Origin of the sequence: Reyranella sp. (assembly GCF_044224635.1) — a bacterium.
GTDB lineage: Bacteria > Pseudomonadota > Alphaproteobacteria > Reyranellales > Reyranellaceae > Reyranella.
Map to the genome: position 1 here is coordinate 1 of NZ_JBGAKA010000060.1, position 17,484 is coordinate 17,484.

Annotated in this window: 19 protein-coding genes and 1 pseudogene; 8 read left to right on the forward strand and 12 right to left on the reverse strand. The window is 66.2% G+C overall.

Translation table 11 applies throughout. The annotated features are described in order from the left end of the window. Positions 1-152: 152 nt before the first annotated feature. Together ACILR9_RS33245 and ACILR9_RS33250 are read right to left on the reverse strand one after the other, a co-directional pair. Positions 153-1,217: a Rieske 2Fe-2S domain-containing protein gene (locus tag ACILR9_RS33245; protein ID WP_395714285.1), complete on the reverse strand. Its 1,065-nt coding sequence runs from the start codon at positions 1,215-1,217 to the stop codon at positions 153-155. Positions 1,218-1,283: 66 nt separating this feature from the next. Beyond that, positions 1,284-2,243, reverse strand: a complete 960-nt coding sequence (locus ACILR9_RS33250; RefSeq protein WP_395714286.1) for a GlxA family transcriptional regulator — start codon at positions 2,241-2,243, stop codon at positions 1,284-1,286. A 158-nt stretch (positions 2,244-2,401) separates the two neighbouring features. On the opposite strand from ACILR9_RS33250, the gene ACILR9_RS33255 reads away from it, so the two are divergent. Beyond that, positions 2,402-3,088: a DJ-1/PfpI family protein gene (locus tag ACILR9_RS33255; RefSeq protein WP_395714287.1), complete on the forward strand. Its 687-nt coding sequence runs from the start codon at positions 2,402-2,404 to the stop codon at positions 3,086-3,088. Next, a pseudogene (locus tag ACILR9_RS33260) lies at positions 3,088-3,261 on the forward strand (DUF1272 domain-containing protein); the annotation flags it as partial. The gene ACILR9_RS33255 and the pseudogene ACILR9_RS33260, both read left to right, overlap by 1 nt. Positions 3,262-3,417: 156 nt before the next feature. Here ACILR9_RS33260 and ACILR9_RS33265 read toward each other — a convergent pair. The 5 genes from ACILR9_RS33265 to ACILR9_RS33285 all read right to left on the reverse strand — a co-directional run bounded on the left by ACILR9_RS33265 (position 3,418) and on the right by ACILR9_RS33285 (position 7,401). Beyond that, the gene (locus ACILR9_RS33265; RefSeq protein ID WP_395714288.1) at positions 3,418-3,966 is read right to left on the reverse strand and encodes a hypothetical protein; all 549 of its coding nucleotides are present in this window, start codon (positions 3,964-3,966) and stop codon (positions 3,418-3,420) included. A 67-nt stretch (positions 3,967-4,033) separates the two neighbouring features. After that, positions 4,034-5,194 carry an acyl-CoA dehydrogenase family protein gene (locus ACILR9_RS33270; RefSeq protein ID WP_395714289.1) on the reverse strand — a complete coding sequence of 387 codons (1,161 nt, stop codon included), beginning with the start codon at positions 5,192-5,194 and terminating at the stop codon, positions 4,034-4,036. 9 nt (positions 5,195-5,203) lie between these two features. Then, a complete protein-coding gene (locus ACILR9_RS33275) occupies positions 5,204-6,154 on the reverse strand; it encodes an ABC transporter substrate-binding protein (protein WP_395714290.1) in 951 nt (316 codons plus the stop codon). A 91-nt stretch (positions 6,155-6,245) separates the two neighbouring features. Next, entirely contained in the window at positions 6,246-7,025 is a 780-nt protein-coding gene (locus ACILR9_RS33280) for a YdcF family protein (protein WP_395714291.1), read from the reverse strand. 76 nt (positions 7,026-7,101) lie between these two features. After that, complete coding sequence (locus ACILR9_RS33285; RefSeq protein WP_395714292.1) at positions 7,102-7,401, reverse strand: HU family DNA-binding protein; 300 nt, start codon at positions 7,399-7,401, stop codon at positions 7,102-7,104. A gap of 186 nt (positions 7,402-7,587) precedes the next feature. Between ACILR9_RS33285 and ACILR9_RS33290 the strand changes: the two genes are divergently transcribed. From ACILR9_RS33290 to ACILR9_RS33300, 3 genes are all read left to right on the forward strand, one after another. Next, positions 7,588-8,490, forward strand: coding sequence for a thioesterase family protein (locus tag ACILR9_RS33290; RefSeq protein WP_395714293.1), 903 nt, complete (start codon positions 7,588-7,590; stop codon positions 8,488-8,490). Between the two features lie 202 nt (positions 8,491-8,692). After that, positions 8,693-8,890 carry a hypothetical protein gene (locus ACILR9_RS33295; protein ID WP_395714294.1) on the forward strand — a complete coding sequence of 66 codons (198 nt, stop codon included), beginning with the start codon at positions 8,693-8,695 and terminating at the stop codon, positions 8,888-8,890. Next, positions 8,887-10,302, forward strand: a complete 1,416-nt coding sequence (locus ACILR9_RS33300; protein WP_395714295.1) for an amidase — start codon at positions 8,887-8,889, stop codon at positions 10,300-10,302. The genes ACILR9_RS33295 and ACILR9_RS33300 overlap by 4 nt, the downstream gene beginning before the upstream one ends. 366 nt (positions 10,303-10,668) lie before the next feature. Here the strand turns inward: ACILR9_RS33300 and ACILR9_RS33305 are convergent, their stop codons facing one another. From ACILR9_RS33305 to ACILR9_RS33315, 3 genes are all read right to left on the reverse strand, one after another. Beyond that, positions 10,669-12,168, reverse strand: coding sequence for an aldehyde dehydrogenase family protein (locus tag ACILR9_RS33305; protein WP_395714296.1), 1,500 nt, complete (start codon positions 12,166-12,168; stop codon positions 10,669-10,671). A gap of 67 nt (positions 12,169-12,235) precedes the next feature. Then, positions 12,236-12,787, reverse strand: coding sequence for a carboxymuconolactone decarboxylase family protein (locus tag ACILR9_RS33310; protein WP_395714297.1), 552 nt, complete (start codon positions 12,785-12,787; stop codon positions 12,236-12,238). A 10-nt stretch (positions 12,788-12,797) separates the two neighbouring features. After that, a complete protein-coding gene (locus ACILR9_RS33315) occupies positions 12,798-13,337 on the reverse strand; it encodes a peroxiredoxin (RefSeq protein WP_395714298.1) in 540 nt (179 codons plus the stop codon). Positions 13,338-13,592: 255 nt separating this feature from the next. On the opposite strand from ACILR9_RS33315, the gene ACILR9_RS33320 reads away from it, so the two are divergent. Then, complete coding sequence (locus ACILR9_RS33320) at positions 13,593-13,958, forward strand: YbaN family protein (protein WP_395714299.1); 366 nt, start codon at positions 13,593-13,595, stop codon at positions 13,956-13,958. Between the two features lie 25 nt (positions 13,959-13,983). Here the strand turns inward: ACILR9_RS33320 and ACILR9_RS33325 are convergent, their stop codons facing one another. Beyond that, positions 13,984-14,448 carry a VOC family protein gene (locus ACILR9_RS33325; RefSeq protein WP_395714300.1) on the reverse strand — a complete coding sequence of 155 codons (465 nt, stop codon included), beginning with the start codon at positions 14,446-14,448 and terminating at the stop codon, positions 13,984-13,986. A 95-nt stretch (positions 14,449-14,543) separates the two neighbouring features. Between ACILR9_RS33325 and ACILR9_RS33330 the strand changes: the two genes are divergently transcribed. Further along, positions 14,544-15,428 (forward strand): amino acid ABC transporter substrate-binding protein, encoded by an 885-nt coding sequence (locus tag ACILR9_RS33330; RefSeq protein WP_395714301.1) that lies wholly within the window; start codon positions 14,544-14,546, stop codon positions 15,426-15,428. Between the two features lie 143 nt (positions 15,429-15,571). After that, complete coding sequence (locus ACILR9_RS33335) at positions 15,572-16,579, forward strand: LLM class flavin-dependent oxidoreductase (RefSeq protein WP_395714302.1); 1,008 nt, start codon at positions 15,572-15,574, stop codon at positions 16,577-16,579. On the opposite strand, the gene ACILR9_RS33340 is transcribed toward ACILR9_RS33335, so the two are convergent. Then, complete coding sequence (locus ACILR9_RS33340) at positions 16,576-17,484, reverse strand: HNH endonuclease (protein WP_395714303.1); 909 nt, start codon at positions 17,482-17,484, stop codon at positions 16,576-16,578. The genes ACILR9_RS33335 and ACILR9_RS33340 overlap by 4 nt on opposite strands.

Genomic DNA, 17,484 nt, shown 5'->3' on the forward strand with positions numbered 1-17,484 from the left:
GGCATTTTGGCCGCAGAGCGGCCAAAAGCCCTTAGACGGCGACACCTCCTATGAAAATCGGGGCGGGCCCCGCCCCGATTTTCTCAGCATCGTGGTGCGCGCCGGCGTGCTGGGGGTCTCCCCAGCGAAGCTGGAGAGGAACATGAGATCAATCACGCCGACTGGCGCAGCGCGTCGGCCGCGGGGCTTCGCTCCTTGTCGATCAGGTCGGCCATCAATTGCCTGAACTGGGTCAGCGGGCCGTCGGCCGACGTCGCCAGCATGCGCAGTTGCGGCGTGAGATCGATGACGCGCTGTTGCGCCTCGATCATGGCGTTGTCCTCGTCGAAGGCGCGGCGGAACAGGTCGATCTGGGCGTCGGCCTGCTGATCGTTGGCGCGCGCCCGGTCGAGGCAGCTGGAGAAGTAGTAGATCGACTGCTTTTCCGCGACGGGCGTGATCGCCTGGCTGGTCAACGAGGTCCAGAACGGCGTGTGCGACTGGTCCGGTGCCTCGTTGTTGCAGGCGGCGGCCGTGCCCGGCCGATAGAACTGGCTGGTGAGCAGGAAGACCCCGGGCACCATGTAGTCGTAGGACTGCCAGCTGTCGGTGCGGGTGCCGGGCGGCTCGCCGATATAGGGCGCCACCGGATTGTCGACGACCCAGCGTGCGATCCTGAGGCCGCGCTCGAGACGCGTCGTGCCCGGCCGGCTGTTGCCCCACGACATGCTGCCGCGGCCCAGCGTCTTGGCATGCACGTAGCTGAGATGGGTGAGATCGAGGAGATTGTCGTTGATGAGCTCGTAGTTCGCGTCGTAGGCGAGTTCGCCGGTGCGCATGATCCAGGCGTCGTCGTGCCCCAGGGCAGACGGGATCAGTGCCGGATCGGCCAATGCCGGATCGCCCATCCACAGCCAGACCCAGCAATCGCGCTCCACCACCGGATAGGTGCGCACGCCGGCGCGGCCGGGGATGAAGGGCTGGCCCGGAATCTCGATGCACTTGCCGGACGGCGCGAACTTCAGGCCGTGGTACAGGCAGCGCAGATCATCGCCTTCCAGCCGGCCGCGCGACAGCGGCGCCAGCCGGTGGCAGCAGCGATCCTCGAGGGCGACGACCACGCCGTCCGCCTTCCGATAGAGCACGATCGGCTCGGCCAGCATGGTGCGGGCGACCAGCGCGTCCCTGGCAAATTGATGGCTCCAGCCGGCCACGTACCAGCAATTGCGCAGGAACATCGCGATCCTCCCTTCGGTCGTCTGCGCGACCGGTCGGGAAAATGCTGACGCCATCTGATTGACTTGTCAACGAATTCGCCACCCATGCATCTGCCGGAACAGCGACGGCGCCATGCCGAAGCGGCGCTCGAATGCCTGGCCGAAGCGGGCGGGCGACGACAGCCCCACCTTGCCGGCGATGGCCTTGAGCGGCAGGTCGCCGGCGAGCAGCGTGCGGGCGGCGTCGAGGCGCAGGCCCTCGACGAAGTGCGCCGGCGTCTTGCCGGTCGCCTCGGTGAACTTGCGATAGAAGCTTCGCTCCGACAGGCCGGCGCGCGCCGCCAGTTCCGGCACGTCGAGCCTGTGGTCGAGATGCGCCTGCATCCAGTCGATCAGGTCAGCGAACGGCGCTTCCGCTTCCGTCTGCGCCTGCAGGAGCGGACTGAACTGCGACTGATAGCCGGGTCGTCGGGCATAGAGAACGAAATGGCGCGCGATCAGGTTGGCGAGCGCGGGTCCGAGATCCGCCTCGACCAGCGCCAGCGCCATGTCGATGCCGGTCGTCACGCCGGCCGAGGTCCAGATCTTGCCGTCGACGACGTAGAGCGACTCCGCGTCGACTTCGAGGGCGGGAAACCCTCGCGCGAGCCGCTCGCAGCTCGCCCAGTGCGTCGCCACCCGCCGGCCGTCGAGCAGGCCCGCCGCCGCCAGCACGAAGGCGCCGGTGCACACCGAGCCGAATCGCTCGGCCTTCGGCGCCATCCGGCGCAGCCAGCGTCGCAGGTCGGGGCGTGTCATCGCCGTCTTCAGGCCGCGCGAGCCGCCGGCGACCAGCAGCGTATCGGGCTGACCGCCGATCTTCCGGCTGTCGAGCGCCACGCCGCAGTTCGATCTCACCAGCCCGCCATCGGCCGACACGATGCGCAAATCGTACGCCGGGCGGTCGGTGGCCTCGTTGGCGGCGCCGAACACGGCGGCCGGACCAGTAACGTCGAGCAGCTGGCAGCCCTCGTAGGCGAGGAGGTACAGGCGGTGCGGTCTGGTCATTGGCAGAAAATAGCCATTATTTGTCATTTCTGCCAGCAGGCGACGCCGCTACATCGTCCCCGACAGCGCCTTTTCATTCTCCTCCCCAGCTTCGCTGGGGAGGAGAATGAGAGAGCGCCCATATGCGAATGCCCCGCGCAACCACCGGAGACGACACAATGGCCACGCCAATCGACATCGGCATCCTGCTCTATCCCAACGTCACCCAGCTCGATGCGACCGGGCCCGCCCAGGTCCTGTCGCGGGTTCCGGGCGCCACCCTGCACATGATCTGGAAGACGCGCGATCCCGTGCCGACCGACGCCGGCTTCTCCATCGTCCCGACCACGACCTTTGCCGATTGCCCCGACCTCGACGTGATCTGCGTGCCGGGCGGCGGCGGCCAGGTCGAGCTGATGACCGATCCCGAGACGCTCGACTTCCTGCGCAAGCAGGCCGCCGGCGCGCGCTACGTCACCTCGGTGTGCACCGGTTCGCTGGTGCTGGGCGCGGCGGGCCTGCTCAAAGGCTACCGCTCGGCCTGTCACTGGGCGTGGCGCGACATGCTCAAGGATTTCGGCGCCATCCCGGTCGCCGAGCGTGTCGTGCGCGATCGCAACCGCATCTCGGGCGGCGGCGTCACGGCGGGCATCGATTTCGGTCTCACCGTCGCGGCCGAGCTGGCCGGCGAGGAGATCGCCAAGTCGATCCAGCTCGTGCTCGAGTACGACCCGCAGCCGCCCTTCGATTCGGGCAGCCCGGAGAAGGCCGGCGCTGAGCGCGTGGCGCGCCTGCGCGAACGCCTCGCGCCGCTGCTGGCGAGCCGCGGCAAAGCGAACAAGGAAGCCGCGGCGCGGATGCAATGATGCTGGAGCTGCGTCCCGGCTGCGAGCACTGCGCCAGGCCGCTGCCGCCTCAGGCGGTGGAGGCGCGGAGCTGCAGCTACGAGTGCACGTTCTGCGCCGAGTGCGTCGACACGGTGCTCGGCAACGTCTGCCCCAACTGCGGCGGCGGGTTTGTCCCGCGGCCGATCCTGCCGCAGGAGCGTTAGATCTCCTCCCCAGCTTCGCTGGGGAGGTGTCGCCGTCCTGCGGCGACGGAGGGGTCATGAGTCACGTGAGGGGGCCTATGACCCCTCCGTCCGCGAAGACGCGGACACCTCCCCCACGCAAGGCGTGGGGGAGGAACGTGAGTCTCACCCGGCGTTCGTCGTCGCGCTTTCGATCGTGATGGCCTTGCCGGCGGCGGTGTCGAACTTCAGCCGCTGCACATGGTCGAGGTCGCGCCCCGTCACGCGCACGAAGCGGCTGCCTTCGGGATAGTCGATGGCATGGATGGCGCCGACGTCGTAGACACCGGCACGGCCGGGCTCAAGGCGGTAGGCCTTGACCTGCTCGAGCCTGGCATCGCCGGCGCCGTTGCCGCCATCGACCCGCCGGAACTCGCTCATGTCGGTGTACTTGATGGCTTGGCCGTACACCGCCCACGAGCTGCCGTGGTCGTGCGGCGGGCTCTTGTGCGGCTTTGGATTGCAGTGCGCGAGCACCACGAAGCCGAGCTCCTTGTCCTCGTAGAGCTTGCGCGTGCCGGTCGGCGCCGCCGGCCCGACCGCGTCGTCGACGAAGGCCGGGTTGGCCAGGAGATTCTCCAGGAGGACGCGCACCTTCTCGCGTCCGGCTGGACCGCTGGTCTCGTGCAGCGCGGCCTGCGCATCCTTGATGAAGACGTCGAGCGTGTAAGTCATGCGATCCCTCGTCTGGTAACGCCGAACCTGGCCACGGAGAGATGATCCGCCCCGCTCCGCCTGCCTGTCAACGACCGCCCAGCACGCGCCGCGCGATCACCATGCGATGGACCTCGGAGGGGCCTTCGTAGACGCGCATGGTGCGCACCTTCTGCGCCAGCCAGCTGAGCGGCAGCTCCTGGGTGACGCCCATGGCGCCGAACGCCTGCTGGGCATGATCGATCACCTCGGTCGCCATCTCGGTGGCGAAGACCTTGATCATCGAGGCTTCCATGCGCACGTCGCGGCCGTCATCCTGCTTGACGGCGGCATCCATCACCATCAGGCGACAGGCGTGCAGCTTGGTCGCGGCGTCGGCGATCCACCACTGGATGGCCTGGCGGTCGGCGAGCTTCTGGCCGAACGTGACGCGCTGGTTGGCGTGCTCGACCAGCATGTCGAGCGCGCGCTGCGCCATGCCGACGCACCACGAGCCCATCTGCAGGCGGCGCACCGTGAGGCGGAGCTGCATGGGCGCGAAGCCGGCGCCGATGCGGCCCAGCACCTGCGTGTCGGGGACGCGGCAATCCTCGAACACCACCTCGTAGGTGCGCTGGCCGGCCAGCATGGGAATGGCCCGCGCCACGATCAGGCCCGGCGTGCCCTTGTCGACCAGGAAAGCCGTGATGCCGCCGCGCGATCCCTTCTCCGGATCGGTCACCGCCATGGCAATGGTGAAGTCGGCCTTGGCGATGCGGCTGATCCAGATCTTGCGACCGTTGATCACCCAGTCGTTGCCGTCCTTGACCGCGCGCGTCTTCATGCCGGCCGGGTCGCCCCCCGCGCCAGGTTCGGAGATGGCGATGGCCGAGGTCGTCTCCCCGGCGGCGTAGGGCTCCAGGTACTTTTTGCGCTGCTCGGGATTGGCTGTCGCCAGCAGCATGTGCAGGTTGGGCGAGTCGGGCGGGAAGGTGAACGGTACGGCCGTGTAGCCCAGCTCCTCGTTGACGCCGACCAGGGCGACCGCCGGCAGGTTGGCGCCGCCTGCCTCCTCGGGAACGTCGAGCGCCCATAGCCCGAGCTCCTTGCACTGCTTGAACAGCCGCGCATTCTCCTCGTCGGAGAGAGCCGCCGGCTGGCCTGACGCGAATCGATCGAGAATATTCTTCTCGAGCGGCATCAACTCGTTGCGCACGAACTTCTTGACGAGATCGCGCAGCATCTCATGTTCTTCGCTTACCTTGTGCATATCGCTCTCCTATGGCTTTCCGATTCCCTTGTTCACGAATTCCAGCGAGTAGGCGCGCGCGACGTCCAGCCCCCTGGGCAGCACATCGACCTCGGTCATCGACTCGTAGAAGCTCTTCCATCGCTCGGCGCTCATCGCCCCGATGCCGCCCTGCAGGGCATCGCCAGACAGCACGATGCCGCGCTCGTTCAGCACCCTGATGGCGTAGTCGATGCGGTCGTCCGTCTGCTCGGGATTGGCCTGCTTGATCAGGGCATTCGCCGCCGCGACTCCCGGACCACCCTTGAGATACTGCGCCCAGCCTTCGAGCGAGGCATCGACGAAGCGCTTAACCAGATCCTTCTTCTCGCTCGCCATGCGCCGGGAGACAGCGATGGTGGTCTGGTAGGCGCTGAAGCCGGCGTCGGCGATCAGCAGCACGACCGGCGGCCGGCCGAGCGCCTGGGCGATCGAGTAGGGCTCGGACGACAGGAAGCCTTGCTGCACCACGTTCCTGTCGGCCAGGAACGGCGCCATGTTGAAGTTGTAGGGCCTGACCTGGCTGTCGGAGAGACCGTACTTGTGTCGCAGGAAGGGCCAGTAGGTCACCCTGCCGCCGGCGCCGATGAGCAAGGGGCGCCCCTTGAGCTTGTCGAAGCCGTCGAGGCCGGTGTCGGGATGACCGATCAGCACCTGCGGATCCTTCTGGAAGATCGCGGCGATGGTGAAGAACGGCGCCTCCTCGCGGATGTAGGTGAACGCCTCGAAGCTGCTCGACATGATCATGTCGACGCGGCCGGCCAGCAGCAACTGGCTGGTATTGAGGCTCGGGCCGCCCTGGCGCAGGTCGCAGTCGATGCCGGCCTGCCGGTAGAGGCCGGCAGCAATCGCCTGGTAGTAGCCGCCATGCTCGGCCTGGGCGCGCCAGTCGGTCTGGAAGATCACCTTGTCCAGGGTTTGGGCGCGCGGCCGTCCTGCCATCGGCACAAGCAATTGACCGGCGCCAGCAAGGCCCGCGGCGCCGCGGAGTGCAGCGCGCCGCCCGAGGCGCCAGGACCGACCTGTCATGCCGTCATTCCCTTCCACGTCGATCGAACAGTAGCGCCATATACTCGCGCAAGGCGACCACCGACCAGCTGAGCGCGGCGACGTTGGGCGCCCAGTTCTCCCACCAGGGCCGCGCCTGTTCCGGCGCGTGGAAGTCGGTGGGAAAGGGCGCGGCGTCGAGGCCGACGCGTCGCGCCAGCGCCATCGAGCGGCGCATGTGGTAGGCCGACGTCACCAGCGCGACGCGGCGGCCCTTCACCATGTCGCGCACGTTCTCGATGTTCTGGATGGTATTGAGCGACCTGTCCTCCGGAACGATCGCGCTGTCGGGCACGCCGAGATCTTTCAGGAAGCGGCGCATGGCCTCGGCTTCGGTCGTTGCCGGCCCGCCATTGTTTGCGGCCATGAAGCCGCCGCCGCTGACGATGATGCGCGGCGCGACGCCCCGATGGAACAATTGCGCGGCGTACCAGATGCGATCGGCGCCATCGCCGAGATCGGGCTCCAGGGTATGGGGCGGCGCCGCCGGATTGATCCCGCCGCCCAAAGCCACGATCGCGTCGTAGCAGCAGCCCGGCGCGCTGGCATTGGCGCGCGCTTCGCGCTCAAGCGGCCGGATGAGGGCGTCCGAGACCGGCGGCCAGGCGAGCACGAGCGTCTTGAGAACGGCGACCGAAGCGGCCACCCAGGCCAGCCTGCGCCAGCGCAACAAGGCCAGAATACCCGCGATGACCAGACCGACCGCCATCGATGCCGGCGGCAACGCCCATTGGGCGAGAACCTTCAGGACGAGGAATGTTTCCATGCGCCCGACAAAAGAAGAGCGGGCCCGACTTGCGTCGCGACCCGCCCCGTTTTCTCACTTGGAAACGACTATTCGATCAGATCGCTTCCTTGAGATCCTTGGCGACCCGGAAGGCGACCTTCTTCGACGCCTTGATCTTGATCGCCTCGCCAGTCGCAGGATTGCGGCCCATGCGCGCCGGACGGTGACGGACCTGAAGGATGCCGAGGCCCGTGATGCGGACCTTCGCGCCCTTCTTGAGGTGCTTCACGACCAGACCGACGAAATCGTCGAGAGCGCCAGTGGCATCTTTCTTGGTCATGCCGGTCTTGTCAGCCAGTTCGGCCGCGACCTTGGAAAGAGGAATGGTCGGAACGGTGGTGGTCTTGGTTGCCATAGTGAGGGGTCCTTGCACTTTTTAGTTTCGCCAGTGTCTTCCTGACGCCCCAGGGCAGCGCTGGCGGAAAATAGGTTTATCCACGAATCCGCGGGCCGCAAGTCCCCAATGGACGAAAAATGTCGATTTTTGGGGCTTTTTGGGCCATTTGGATCAACCATCCACAGATTGCAGAGAGCGTTTGGCGTGTCGAGTCCCGGCCTGATCCCGACTTTCAGCACCGCCGTCAACACTTGGCAGTGCGACGAGAACGACCATTTGAATGTCCAATACTACACCGAATTCGGCCACGAGGCTTCGGCCCATCTGATGGCCGGCCTGGGGCTTGGGCCGCGCGCGCAGCGCCATGCCGGTCTGGTGGTCGGTGTTGCGGAGGATCACGTCCGCTACCTGCGCGAGTTCCGCATCATCGATACGGTCGAGGTCCGTTCGGCACCAGTCGAGATCGGCGAGCGCGATCTGCTTGCCTACCACGAGATCCGCAATCCGGCCGACCACAGGATCGCAGCGACGCTCAGTCGACGCATCGTCTGCAACAAGCCGTGGCCGGCCTCCTTCAGGGCGCGCAGCCAAGCGGCCTGCCTGCCCCTGCCCGACATTGCGCGCCCGCGCAGCGTCGGCAAGCGTGCCCTTCCCGACATCGCGCTCGCCGACGCACGGCGCGTCGGGCTGATCGAGATCGGCCGCGCTGCGATCGCGCCAGCTGAATGCGACGAGCGCGGCGAGCTGCTTCCGCATCACCAGTTCGGCCGCTACTCCGATGGCGCGGCATTCCTGTGGAACCATCTCGGTTTCGATCGCTCCGCCATGCAGGATCGCCAGGAAGGCACCGTCGTGGTCGAGATGCTGAATCGCTACCGGCATGCCCTGCGGGCCGGAGACCTGATCGTCGTGATGAGCGGGCTTGCCGCGTTCACCGACAAGGTGCTGACCTTCATGCACTTCCTGTTCGAGGTGGAGACCGGGACGCTCGCCGCATGCGCCGAAGCGGTCGGCATGAAGTTCGATCAGAAGGCTCGCAAGATCATGACATTCAATGAGGAGGACCAGGCGCGGCTCGGCAATCGCCAGCTGCGCCTCGCCGCCTAGGGTCTGTGATGAATCAAGCGCTTCAATCAACGAGTTGAAATTTTCGGCACTGGTGTCATCCCGAGCGCAGCGAGGGACCTTTGAGACAGCCGGAAAGGTCCCTCGCTGCGCTTGGGATGACAGGATCTTTGTTGCGCGCACTACGTGTCGGCATCGGAATCTGAAGTATTAATTTTGTCACAGGCCCTAAGGAGGAAGTTCGATGGACGAGAAGACCCGCCTTGCCGCCGGGATCGCCCGGCATCTGCAAGGTCTTGGCTACGACGAAAAACGGCTGGCCGAAATCGCCGCCGAGGTCGAGATTCTGAACAACGCGGTGCGCAAGGCCGCGGCCGGGCGCCTCACGTTCGACGACGAGCCCGCCGCCTTCGCCAGCCTGATGTCGCGGGAAGCCAAATGATCAACGAAGATCTCGCGCTCAGCGATCTCAGCGAGATCGGCGACGCCATCGGCGACCGCAAGGTCACATCCGTCCAGGCGACCGAAGCCTGTCTGCGCCGCATCGAGGCGTGGCAGCCGCGCACCAACGCCTTCCTCCGCCTTGAGGCTGACAAGGCGTTGGCGCAGGCGCACGCCATGGACAAGGAGCTCGCCGCGGGCAAGCGGCGCGGCCGCCTGCACGGCGTGCCGATGGCGCACAAGGACATGTACTACCGCGGGGGCGAGCTCTCGACCGGCGGCAGCGAGATCCGGCGCCACTGGACCGCACCGGTGACAGCGACCGTGCTCGAGCGGCTCGATGCCGCGGGCGTGGTCGAGCTGGGCTTTCTGAACATGGCGGAGTTCGCCGCCGGGCCGACCGGCCACAACGTCCATCACGGGCATTGCCGCAACCCCTGGGACGGCACGCGCGTCACCGGCGGCAGCTCGAGCGGCTCGGGCGCCTCGGTCGCCGCCCGCATGGTCTACGGCGCGCTCGGCTCCGATACCGGCGGATCGATCCGCCTGCCCGCCTCCGCCTGCGGTGTGGTCGGCATGAAGGCGACCTACGGCCGCGTCAGCCGCGCCGGCGCGGTGGCCCGCTCGTGGAGCCTCGACCATGTCGGCCCGCTCACCCGCACCGTGCGCGACAACGCGCGCATCCTCGGCGTCATCGCCGGCCACGATCCGAACGATTCGACGACCAGCGAGAAGCCGGTGCCGGATTACGAGGCCACACTCGAGGGCGGCGTCGCCGGGCTGAAGATCGGCCTGGCGCTCCCCGAGGCACTGACCCCGGTCGATCCCCAGATCGGCGCCGCGATGCAGGCCGCAGCCGACGCGCTGGGCCAGCTCGGGGCGGCAATCCTGCCGGCCCGGATGCCGGACTTCACCGACCTCTACCGCTCCGCCGAGGTGATGGTGAAATGCGAGGCCGCCGCCATGCATCGGCCGTGGATGGAAACCGACGCGCCCTACGCCAACCAGGTGCGGACCCGCATGGAAGCGGGCTTCTTCATTCCGGCCACCCAATATATCGATGCGCTGCGCCTGCGCGCCCATTTCGTGCGCGAGTTCCTCGACACGGCGATGGCGGGCGTCGACGCCGTCGTCCTGCCGGCGATCCCCTTCCCCGTCCCGACGCTCGAGGAGACCGACGTCGAGGCCTCGGGCGGGCCGGCGACGCTCGACATGGTGGCCCGATTCACCGGACTGACGCGGCCCTTCAACACCCTCGGCGTGCCGGCGCTGTCGTTGCCCTGCGGCTTCGATTCCAACGGCATGCCGATCGGCCTGCAGCTGGTCGGCCGGCCGTTCGAGGAAGCACTGCTGTATCGCATCGGGCATGCCTACCAGGGCGCGACCGATCACCATCGCCGGGTGCCGGCGTAGAAGAAACGGCGTACATCCCCATAGGCTTGCTATCGATCCACTCTTCGATCCGTCTATCGCAGACGAGAACAAGCCTTATCGTCGTCCTGAGCGAAGCGAAGGACCTCATCGCCGGTCGGTGCAATGTACTCTGCAGCTGGCGTCGATGAGATCCTTGCTCCGCTCAGGATGACAGGGGAGAAAAGGCACCGCTCCACTTGACCGGAAGTTCTTCCGCTGGGAGCGCGCCACTCCCGTGACGCTCTTCTCCTTGATCACACATCCCAGGAGCGCCACGGGAGTGGCGCGCTCCCAGCGGATGACTCTGCCGGCAAGGCCGGCGCCCATTATGAAGAGTGCCACGGGAGTGGCGCTCTTCATCGCAAACTACGTGCGCCGTACTTCCAGGTTCACGGTCACGCTCTTGCGCTGGGTGAAGCTGTCCAGCATGCCCTCGAGCGAGAACTCGCGGCCGATGCCGCTCTGCTTGAAGCCGCCGTAGGACATGCCCGGCACCTGGCCGAGGCCCTGGTTGACCTGCACCCAGCCCGATTCGATGGCGTGCGCGGTCTTGAGGCCGGCGCCGATGTCGTGCGTCCAGACGTAGGCGGCGAGACCGTAGTGACTGTCATTGGCCATGCGGATCGCCTCGGCCTCGTCGCTCCAGCGGATCGCCACCAGCACCGGACCGAAAATCTCCTCGCGCGCCAGACGCCAGTCGTTCGAGCGGTCGGCGAACACCGTCGGGATGGCGAAGTAGCCTTCGCTCAGCGGGCCGGTCTTGGGCGGCAGGCCGCCGAACACCAGCTTGGCGTCCGAACGCTTCAGGCCTTCGTCGACATACTTGCAGACCTTGGTGAACTGCTTGTTGTTGATGATCGTGCCGATGTCGGTCGCCTCGTCGAGCGGGTCGCCGAGCTTCAGCGCCGTCGTCTTCTTCTCGAGCTTGCTCAGGAAGGAATCGAAGATGTCCTCGTGCAGGAACAGGCGCGAGCCCGCCGTGCAGCTCTGGCTCTGCCGGGTGAATCGCATGGCGGCGATGATGCCATCGACTGCCCAGTCCTCGTCGGCGTCGGGATAGACGATCGACGGGCTCTTGCCGCCGAGCTCGAGCGAGACAGGCACGATACGCTCGGCCGCCGCCCGCATGATCACCTTGCCGACCTCGGTCGAGCCGGTGAAGGAGAGCTTGGCGACACCGGGATGGTTGGCGAGCGGTCCACCGCATTCCTCGCCGTAGCCGGTCAGCACGTTGAGCACGCCGGGCGGCAGGAACTCCTGGCAGATCTCGGCCATCAGCAGCACGCCGAGCGGCGCATCCTCGGCCGCCTTCATGACCATGACGTTGCCGGCGCACAGCGCGGGCGCGATCTTGAGCGCCGCCAGCATGACCGGCGCGTTCCACGGGATGATGGCGCCGACCACGCCCAGCGGCTCGCGCCGCGTGTACGACAGCACATGCTCGCCGAGCGGCAGGGTCTCGCCCTTGAGCTCGCTCGCCAGGCCGCCGAAATAGCGGAAAATGTCGGCCGTCATGTTGGCCTCGCCGCGCGCCTGGGTGCGCAGCGCGTTGCCGGTCTCGAGTGCGATGGTCCGCGCAATATCCTCGGTGCGGGCCTGCAGGGCCTCGGCGATCTTGAGCAGCGCCTTGCCGCGCTCGCGCGGCACCACCCTGCGCCATTGCGCATAGGCCTTGCTCGCGGCGGCCACGGCACGATCGACGTCGGCGGCGTTGGCGCGCGGCACCTCGCCGATCGGCTTGCGCTTGGCTGGATTCTCGACGGTGATGCGCCCCCCGGAGGCGCTGTCGACCCACTTGCCGTCGATCAGCATGCCCTTGGAAGGAAGCGACGCCGTGTTCGGCTTGGTCTCGGCTGCGGTCAACATGGGGCTTCTCCTCGGATTACGAGAAATCGGCGCGGAGTGTGGTCCCCATGTCGTGCAGCGACAAGGTCTACGCCGCCGCAGCCAGCGGCACGGCCAGCGCCTCTTCCGCACTGAGCGTGCGGGCAACGGCATGGACCGTCGCGGCGATGCGCACGGCCGCCTGGATCTGCTCGGCCGAGAGGCCATGGTCACGGCAGACCTTCTCGTGCGCCTCCAGGCACATGCCGCAGCCGTTGATGGCCGAGACCACCAGCGACCACAGCTCGAAATCGACCTTGTCGACCCCGGGCCTGGCCATCGCCGTCATGCGCAGCTTGGCCGGCAGGGTCTTGTAATCGGCCGCGTGCACGAGGTGCACGAAGCGATAGTAGATGTTGTTCATCGCCATCAGCGACGCCGCGATCTTTGCGGCGTTCAGCGCCTCGGGCGACAGCTCGGCGGCGAAGGCGTCGACCACCGCCTGCGTGGTCGGCGCATGATTGGCCGCGAGAGCGGCGGCGACGAAGCTGCCGGCCCTCTGCTGCGGGTTCAGCAGCTGCTCGGCGGCCAGGCTCGACAGGTTGAGCTTGAGGTCGCGCGCGTAGTCCGGCAGCCGGTCCTTCAGGGCGTCGATCGACATGGCTTGCTCCTTACGCGGCCTTGAGGACCTCGTCGCCCTTCTGCCAGTTGCAGGGGCACAGTTCGTCGGTCTGCAGGGCGTCGAGGACACGAAGCACTTCCTGCGGATTGCGGCCGACCGACAGATCGTTCACCGAGACGAACCGGATGATGCCTTCCGGATCGACGATGAAGGTGGCGCGCAGGCAGACGCCCTCGCCCTTGTCGAGGATGCCGAGCGACTGCGACAGCTCGCGCTTGAGGTCGGCCAGCATCGGGAACGGCAGGGCCTTGAGGTCGGCATGGTTCTGGCGCCACGCCAGGTGCACGAACTCCGAATCGGTCGAGATGCCGTAGAGCACGGCGTCGCGCTCGGCGAACTCCTTGTTGAGCTTGCCGAAGGCCGCGATCTCGGTCGGGCAGACGAAGGTGAAATCCTTGGGCCAGAAGAACACGACCTTCCACTTGCCGTCGTCGCTCTTGTCGGAGAGCTGCTTGAACGCACTCTTGGGGTCGGTGCTCACCACCGCCTTGAGATCGAAGGCCGGAAACTTGTCGCCGATAGTCAGCATGATACGCTCCGCTATTACATTAGAACGTTTCTAATATGCTGCACTTGCGCACAATTGCAAGTCATTCGCAGAATTAATTCAAGATTTAAAATTTACCCTGTATCTTCAGGCACTTGGGTCGAAGGCCGACAGAAATCCGTTCATTGATGGCCGAACGCAGGATCCGGAATGGTCGCGGAGTTTATCCCGAGGAACTCGAGGGGCGGCCTCCTCAGGATGAGGACTTTGTTGGGCTTTCGACCAAATATAAAGCCTATGGGATTGCGTCCCCTGTGGTTCGTGATCGGTCTTGTCGCAACGGCGTGCGGCATTGCCGGCGCCATTCTGCCGTTGGTGCCGACGACACCCTTTCTCCTGCTTGCCGCTTTCGCCTTCGCGCGCTCCTCGCCGCGCCTGCACGACTGGCTGGTGAGCCATCCGATGCTCGGCCCACCGATCGAGAATTGGCGCTCTCACGGAGCCATCGCCACCCGCGTCAAGGTCTTGGCCGTCATCGTCATGGCGGCGACGCTCGCGGCGAGCGTGATTGCCGGGCTCGCCGGCTGGATCATCCTGCTGCAGGCAGGCGTCATGGCGCTTGCGGCAATCTTCATCCTGACGCGCCCGAGCGGACCGGTGTGATGGCCGACCGGTACCCCACCGGGCGTTAGCTGCTCCTCCTCGCCCGCTTGCGTTTGCGCTTGGCCGTCAGCTCTCCGTATTTCATGCCCTCGAGCTTGATGCCGTCGGGATCGAGGAAAAACACCGCGTAGTAGTCTTCATAGTACTCGCCGGCCGGATCGACGATGCGCACGCCCTGTCCCTCGAGGAAGGCCTGCAAGGCATCGACGTCGCGGCGGTTGCGCAGCTGAAAGGCATAATGGTGCAGGCCGACATCGCCGATCCTGCAGGACTTGCGGCCCTCGGCCGGAGCGATCCAGTAGCGCGTCTTGCCGTTGGTCCAGCCGATGGTCTGCGGATACTCGTCGGAGATCTCGAAGCCCAGGAACTCGAAGAGCCTGCCGTAGAAGGCCTTCGATCTCTCGTAGTCGGACACTCGGATCGAGATGTGATCGATGCCGACGACACGGGACGGCCGACGCGTCCGCGGGGCTGACTTGGGACGAGCCATCGATGCCTCCTCACCAGCGATTCCTGTGGTCCAAACGACCGGGATATCGGATTGTTTCCCGGTCACAGGGGATCGACAAGCCGGGGGATGCTGCCATGGGTTCGATGTCGAGCATGCTCGGGGCGCTGGCGCTGGCCACCGGCTCCTGCTTCGCGATCGACGCGCTGTCGGGTGAAGCTTTCGCCGGGACGATCGAGGAGCTGCGCGCCAGCAAGACGCTGCGGCTCGCCTACGACGCCGACGCGCCGCCGTTCTCCTACATCGTTCCCGGGAGCCCGCCGAACGCCGAGCCGCAGGGTTATTCGATGGAGCTCTGCCGCGCCATCGCCGCGAAGCTGAAGGAGCAGCTCAATATTCCCGACCTCAAGGTCGCCTACGTGCCGGTCAACACGACCAACCGCTTCGAGGCGATCAAGGACAACAAGGCCGATCTCCTCTGTGAGGCCTCGACCGCGACCCTGTCGCGACGCAAGCTCGTCGACTTCTCCCTGCCCGTCTTCATCGACGGCGCGAGCTTCGTGATCCGACCCGACGGTCCGCGCGACCTCAAATTCCTGGCCGGCAAGAAGGTTGGCGTGCTGCCCGGCACCACGACCGAGGAGGCCTTGCGGCGCGGCCTCGCGGCTGCGCAGCTCAAGGCCGAGATCGTGCTGGTCAAGACCAACCACGACGGCCTGGAGGCGGTCGAGAAGGGCGAGGTCGCGGCCTACTTCGCCGACCGCGCCACGCTGCAGTTCCTGCTCCGAAAGGAGAAGTCGGCGGCCAACCTGCTGCTGGCCGAGACCTATCTCAGCGTCGAGCCGATCGCGCTGGCGCTGCGCCGCGGCGACAGCGACTTCCGCCTCGCCGTCGACACGGCGTTGAGCCACATCTATCGCTTCGGCGAGATCACCGGCATCTTCAAGTTCGCCTTCGGGCCGCTCACCACGCCGAGCCCGCTCCTGGTAAATCTGTACCAGACGACCGGCCTGCCGGACTGAGGGGCGGATTTCATCGCTGGCAGCGCGCCATTCACAGGCGCCAGCCTTGCCGGAAGAGAGCGTCATGCGCTGGGAGCGCGCCACTGCCGTGGCGCGCTCCCAGCGCATGACGTCCCTCCTCCAACAAAGTCGAGTCGGCAGCTGTGAGTCTCCTCGATCAGTCCATCGCCGTTGCCGGCCGTCCGCACGATCAGTCGATCCGCAACACCGTCGCCCTGGCCCGCCATTGCGAGGCCCTGGGCTACGAGCGGTTCTGGGTGTCGGAGCATCACAACCATCCGACCATCGTGGGCACCGCGCCGGAGATCGTGATCGCGGCCATCGCCGCCACGACCGAGCGTATCCGCATCGGCAGCGCCGGCATCATGCTGCCGCACTACGCACCGTTCAAAGTAGCCGAGGTGTTCCGCGTGCTCGACGCCCTCGCACCCGGACGAATCGATCTCGGGCTAGGCCGCGCCCCGGGTTCCGACGGGCGCACCGCCTTCGCGCTCAACCCGGCAGCCAACGAGCGGCCGGAGCATTTTCCCGCCGACGTGCGCGACCTGATCGCCTGGGTGCATGGCGAGCCGCTGGTCGAGCGCCATCCCTTCGCCGCCGTGAAGGCCTTCCCGCTGACCGCGACAGCGCCGGAGGTCTGGATCCTGGGCAGCTCCGACTACGGCGCTCAGGTCGCCGCCCTGTTCGGCCTGCCCTACTGCTACGCCTGGTTCTTCAGCGACGGCGCCGGCGGCGAGCGCGCCATCGAGATCTACAAGCGCACCTATCGGCCGAGCGCCCGCCATCCCGAGCCGCGGTCCGGCCTCTGCGTCTGGGCGCTGGCCGCCGAGACCATGGAGGAGGCGCAGTACCACTTCACGTCACGCGCGCTCTCCCGCATGAATCGCGACCGCGGCATCCTGGTGCCGCTCGACGCGCCCGACACCGCCGCCGAGGCCTTGAAAGCCTACGACCAGGGCCGTGTCGAGCGCTTTCGCCAAGAGTCCTTCGTCGGCACGGGCCCTGACGTCGCGGCCCGCATCGAAGAGCTGAAGAACCGGGTCGGCGTCGACGAAATGGCGGTCGTCACCTGGACGCACGACGAGGCGATACGGCGGGCGAGCTACACGCACCTCGCCCGCGCCATGGGGTTTGCGCCACGGTCGAGCTAACCCGCGTAGGCGGCCCTATGCCGCTGTACGTAGGGGATGTGCGGCCGCTTCAACGGGTCCTTGGGAAGGTGAATGAGCTTGAGCTGTCCCTCGAAGAGGGATCGGAGCTCGCTTGGCACCTTGTTGTGGGAAACCAGCAGGCCATAGTCGTCGGTCAGAGAAATGAGGTGACGATCGAAAAGCCAATGCACGGTGGCCGAAAGCGCAATCCCATTCTGGACAACATCGGGTCCGCCCTCACCGACGGGCCAAATATGCGCTGCCTGAACTTCAGCCTTGCCTCCACCGTTCACAAGCTTGAGACGCGTCACCGCGCATGTGTTCTCGTAAGCGTCAATGACGTTCTTTCGAAAGCTTGCTTCACGAATCTTGCGATTGACGAGCATCTCTACGACGCGCCTCTCCTGCTCGCCGTGGGGTGCCGTTATCAGCGTCATTGTATCCTGATCGACGTGGGAGCCATCCAGCTCCAACCGGATTGCGTTATTGGGATCGAGCGTACTTGTCAGCCCGGCCAGGACTATGTCGGCGAACTCCTCGTTCGAGATCAAACGAACGGATTTGCCTTGCAGTCTCGCTCCCAGCAGCGAGGGCTTCTCGACGAAGGACAACTGCCTTTCGTAGAATCCTGACTCGCGACGAAGCGGCACGACAACATCGAAGGGCAGAAAGCCAGTCACCCGCGCATACGAGAAGCCAGGCGCATCGGGCGCAGGCTCGATGCGATCTACCTTCGCTACGGCCACATAACCAGAGCGCCCACCGGAACGACGCGGCTCTCGGTAGATGATCCAATCCCCAACCGCTTCCTTCGCGATTGCAAGATAGCGATTGGGGAAATGGTACTGCCGAACGATGTCGTCGTCGTATCCCGACTCCGCCCTAGTGTCGAAGATAGCCTTCAC